The organism is Streptomyces beijiangensis, assembly GCF_017315755.1.
GTDB classification, from domain to species: Bacteria; Actinomycetota; Actinomycetes; order Streptomycetales; family Streptomycetaceae; genus Streptomyces; species Streptomyces beijiangensis.
The window spans coordinates 1-262 of sequence record NZ_JAFLRJ010001765.1; the positions used below are offsets into that span (position 1 = coordinate 1).

Consider the following 262-nt stretch of genomic DNA (forward strand, 5'->3'; position numbering starts at 1 on the left):
CTCCCGTACCGCCATGATCGATCCGGCCACGTCGCCGTCCGAGATGAACTTGATCCGGGCGCCCGTCTCGCGGATCTCCTTGACCATGCTGTCGTGCCGGGGGCGGTCGAGGATCATCACCGTGACGTCCTCGGGGCTGGACCGCTTGGCCTTCGCCACCCGCCGGATGTTGACCGAGACCGGGGCGTTGATGTCGACGAAGTCGGCGGCCTCGGGCCCGGTGACCAGCTTCTCCATGTAGAAGACCGCGGACGGGTCGGAC

General features: G+C 67.6%; 1 protein-coding gene. It reads right to left on the bottom strand.

Annotated elements, in window-relative coordinates:
* A partial coding sequence (locus tag J0695_RS43565) for a fructose-bisphosphatase class II (protein ID WP_206970322.1) occupies positions 1 to 262 on the bottom strand: 262 nt, incomplete at both ends.